The organism is Winogradskyella sp. (assembly GCF_013042245.1).
Classification (GTDB): Bacteria; Bacteroidota; Bacteroidia; order Flavobacteriales; family Flavobacteriaceae; genus Winogradskyella.
The window spans coordinates 1-4273 of sequence record NZ_JABDQL010000008.1; the positions used below are offsets into that span (position 1 = coordinate 1).

Genomic DNA, 4273 nt, shown 5'->3' on the forward strand with positions numbered 1-4273 from the left:
AAAATACACGATTAAGCGTGTCATGAGAAGGAATACCATTAGGTAATTCCAAAAAAGTTCTTAAAAAATCTTCTTTTTCTTGAGCATAGAGTTCCATTTCATTCCAAGAATCTGCTCCACAAATAACGGAGATAATACCAATAAGAAGGATGTCATTTAACTTGTGAAGCTTTGTTAAATCACGTCTAGGATCGTCTATTTTACTAAAAATAGAAACTAATTTGTTTGTTGTTTTCAAAACGTATAAAATATTGATTATCAGCATAATATACAAAATTTAATCTTGAAAACCAACTGAATATCAGTGATTTATATCCGAAAAATAAACTTTTTTAGATGCGTTTGCCCTGTCCACTTATTACTGTCGATTTTATATTTCCATTAATTTGATTAAATTTACATAAAATTAATTAGTTATGAATCGATATCTATTAGCAGTGTTGTTTTGCTCCACTAACTTAATTGCACAAGTTGGAACCGTAATAGAAGAATATCCAGACCATACAGTAGGTATGACACTATGGACTACAAATGCTTTTGAAGGATATACTCTAATAGCACCTCAGTTTTCAACTGAAGTACACCTTATTGATATGTCTGGTAGAATTGTTAACGAATGGGAGACTGGAACTGAAGGAACAGGTTTAGTAACTTATTTATTAGAAGATGGTAGCCTTTTACGAATGGCCGCAGTGGAAGATTTTGATGAGGACTTTCCTCTAGACACATTTCCTACGGATGGAAAATCTGGAATTCTAAAACGATTTGATTGGGAAGGTAATGAAGTTTGGACTTTTAACCACTATTCTTCGGAGTATTTAACGCATCATGACGTAGAATACCTGCCTAACGGAAATATTTTATTGATAGCATGGGAAAGAAAAACTGAAGCAGAAGCTATTGCAGCTGGAAGAGACCCAAATACAATTGACAATGGCTATATTCTTCCTGAGAAAATAATTGAAATTGAGCCCACAGGTTCTTCTGGAGGCAATATTGTTTGGGAATGGCATGTTTGGGACCACCTTGTCCAAGATATCGACCCTACCAAAGCTAATTATGGAACAGTTTCTGATCATCCAGAATTGGTCGATATAAATGTTGTGTCAGAAGGAACGGTAGATAAGACTGATTGGTTGCACGCCAATGCTGTTGATTATAATGCCGATTTAGATCAAATTATTTTTAGTGTTCATGGGTTTAGTGAATTTTGGATTATAGACCATAGTACTACAACAGCGGAGGCAGCGAGTCATTCAGGCGGAAGAAGTGGTAAAGGAGGTGATTTACTTTACCGCTGGGGTAATCCACGAATGTATGGTGCAGGAGACGAAGATGATCAAAAGTTATTTCATCAACACGACGCGCATTGGATAGAAAACGGGTTGCCTGGTGCAGGCAACATATTGGTTTTTAATAATGGTATAACCACAAATCATTCATCGGCAGATGAAATAGCTATTCCTACACCTGATATAAATGGAAACTATCCATTGGTGCCAGGAGAAGCTTACGCCCCTAGTGAGATATATTGGGAATCTAACCCAGATGATCCAATACCAGATTATTCGTTTTATTCACGTTTTATTTCTAGTGCTCAGAGGCTACCTAATGGCAATACATTTATATGCTCTGGAGCACAAGCTACATTGACCGAATTAACATCAAATAGAGATGTCACTTGGACTTATATTAACCCAGATGGACAGTTGGGGCCGTTTAATCAGGGTCAAGATAATTTTACACTAGGAGATTCTAATAGAAATAGAAATTCTATGTTTAGGTCATATCGTTATGCGCCATCGTATCCAGCTTTTACAGGACGAGATTTGACTCCAGGAGATTATATAGAGATCTATTTTGGTTTAGGTATTAATGAGTTTGACAATAATAAATTTGAGCTTAAACAAAATGTTCCAAACCCATTCAATTCAACTACTTCTATTAATTATTCTTTATCAGCGTCTGGTGAAGTAGAAATAAATTTACTAGACCCGTTAGGAAGGTTGATAGAAACAATTTATCGTGGCAATAAAGAAAGAGGTAATCATAGCATAGAATTCGATTCTAAATACCATAGTGGAGGATTATATTTTTATCAATTAAAAATGGGTAACTCCATAATAACAAAGAAAATGGTAATCAAAAAATAAAGCTTTTCGTGGTTGAGCTAAATTTATTAGAAGTAAAAGCACAAAATAAATTTTGCTTAACCAAAATTAGTAAACTATAAATTAATAATTGCACCAATAAATAGCAAAAAAAGTGATGATAGTATGAAAAAAATATTTCTTTTTGTAATAGGATTTTTAATCATTAGTTCAATTTCATGTAATGATGATAACCTTGATTTTCAAGACGATGACTCTGGTTTTCAAGTTGAAATTCCTGATTTCAATTTTCAACAAACAGTAGTTTTTGAAAATAGCCTTTTATCCTACAATATATATCAAGGCAATCCTTCGAATTTACTTCCTTCTGATGATTTTCTATTATTAGAATTAAGCTCAATTCTTTTTACGGATTATGCTTATAAGCAACGACTTGTAAAAGTTCCTGAAGGAACACAGATGACAAGATTAAATGACAATTCAATAGATTTTCCAGACGGAACAATATTGGCAAAAACCTTCTTTTATTACAATGATGAGAGGGATACATCTTTAGGAAAAAGAATTATTGAAACTCGATTATTAATCAAAGAAAGTAATCTATGGAATGTTGCAACTTACATTTGGAATGATGCACAAACGGATGCTACATTAGAATTAAATGGAATGGATACCCAAGTAAGTTGGACTAATTCAAATGGAAATAATATTTCAACACTTTATCATATTCCAGACAGAAATGAATGTATTACCTGCCATCAATCTAATTCAACTTTAATACCATTGGGTACTAAATTAAGAAACCTAAATAGAGTTGTTGAAAGAAACGGTGCTAGCATAAATCAAATAAACCATCTACAATCTGTAGGTGTTCTTAATGGCTTCCAAGTAAATGAAATTTCGCAAATTGTTGATTATAATAGCTTGAATTTTTCTCTAGAAGAAAGAGGAAGAGCCTATTTAGAAATGAATTGTGCTCATTGTCATAATCCAAGTGCTTGGGAAGAGTCAGCAGAACAAGATCTTGATTTTAGATATGAGACACCATTAAATCAAACTGGGCTTTTAGATGAACAAGATGAAATAATTAATTTAGTATCAGAAGGTGAAATGCCATTAATTGGAACATCTATCTTAGACCAAGAAGGAATAGATCTAATAATCCAATATATTGAAAGCCTTTAACCAAAAAAGAAAGACTATAAAACGTTTGATAACTATTTAAAAGCTAAGATATTTTTGAAAAGTGAGACAAACAAAAACTCATACAATTTTGTTACATAAATTTTACTAGTTTTAATAATTATTAACTGTAAACAATCAACTGAACACGTTTTATAGAATACTAATTTAAAAAATAGACAACAAAAACACCCTTAAAATAGGGAATTATGTTCAATATTTGAGTTCATAACCTGAAGGTCTCGAGTTCAAATATCGATCTTGCTACATATCTAACATGTTATAAACAGATGATTTAGTGTGAACTAAACTTTTTATGTGTTTTATTCAAGATAAACAAGCATTAAAACCATCAAGGTTTTCTACGTCTATCTATGTTACAACTACGACAACCCGTTAAATAGGTAACTGACAACTCATAAACACCATTGGTACGCCCTATTAGACCAGTATTAAAATCATATGACAAACCAAATCTAAAGCGCTCATACTCCAAACCAATAAAAACCATTAATAGATGTTAATAAATGAGCATCTTCACCATGTTTAGAAGGGGTTGTTGTGGCAGCCATACCTAAAAAAATTGATTTACTTGAAATAATGAGCCAATATCTAAACTATTAAATTCTCCATGTTGCATATAATTTGCAGTCTGGAATTATTACATTAGATAGGACAAAAAAATAGAGATTTAAAGTTAACTTAAATAACTTTGAATTATGAAAAAATAGAAATGTAATAACAGTACTACATTTAAACAAAAAGCAGTAGAGTTAAGTTATGCTCGAGGCAACGTTAAACAGATTTGTATTGGATTAACGCCTTATTGAAAAATTTGGCTATATTCTATAATATGACTTAAATAAGTTGTATTTTATTAAAAACGAAAGTCATGATACCACAAAATTTCACAGAATACTTCAAAAGCCTCGAATTATTTGAGCGACAGGAAATAGTAAATGAATTGATTTTACTGATTT

At 31.9% G+C, this 4273-nt stretch carries 4 protein-coding genes; 2 read left to right on the forward strand and 2 right to left on the reverse strand.

Going from position 1 to position 4273, the window contains the following annotated elements:
* Window positions 1-238 (reverse strand): transposase family protein (locus HKP48_RS00325; protein ID WP_296341632.1); only part of this gene is annotated, 238 nt, incomplete at its 3' end.
* Between the two features lie 178 nt (window positions 239-416).
* Here HKP48_RS00325 and HKP48_RS00330 point away from each other — a divergent pair.
* Both HKP48_RS00330 and HKP48_RS00335 read left to right on the forward strand, forming a co-directional pair.
* A complete protein-coding gene (locus HKP48_RS00330) occupies window positions 417-2153 on the forward strand; it encodes an aryl-sulfate sulfotransferase (RefSeq protein ID WP_296341634.1) in 1737 nt (578 codons plus the stop codon).
* Between the two features lie 123 nt (window positions 2154-2276).
* Entirely contained in the window at window positions 2277-3296 is a 1020-nt protein-coding gene (locus HKP48_RS00335; RefSeq protein WP_296341639.1) for a hypothetical protein, read from the forward strand.
* A 349-nt stretch (window positions 3297-3645) separates the two neighbouring features.
* On the opposite strand, the gene HKP48_RS00340 is transcribed toward HKP48_RS00335, so the two are convergent.
* Window positions 3646-3804, reverse strand: coding sequence for a hypothetical protein (locus HKP48_RS00340; RefSeq protein ID WP_296341641.1), 159 nt, complete (start codon window positions 3802-3804; stop codon window positions 3646-3648).
* Between the last annotated feature and the right edge of the window lie 469 nt (window positions 3805-4273).

Excerpts from the sequence above, each read along its gene's own strand:
- HKP48_RS00340 (WP_296341641.1), bottom strand. The coding sequence starts at position 3,804 with ATGGTTTTTATTGGTTTGGAGTATGAGCGCTTTAGATTTGGTTTGTCA.
- HKP48_RS00335 (WP_296341639.1), top strand. The coding sequence starts at position 2,277 with ATGAAAAAAATATTTCTTTTTGTAATAGGATTTTTAATCATTAGTTCA.
- HKP48_RS00330 (WP_296341634.1), top strand. The coding sequence starts at position 417 with ATGAATCGATATCTATTAGCAGTGTTGTTTTGCTCCACTAACTTAATT.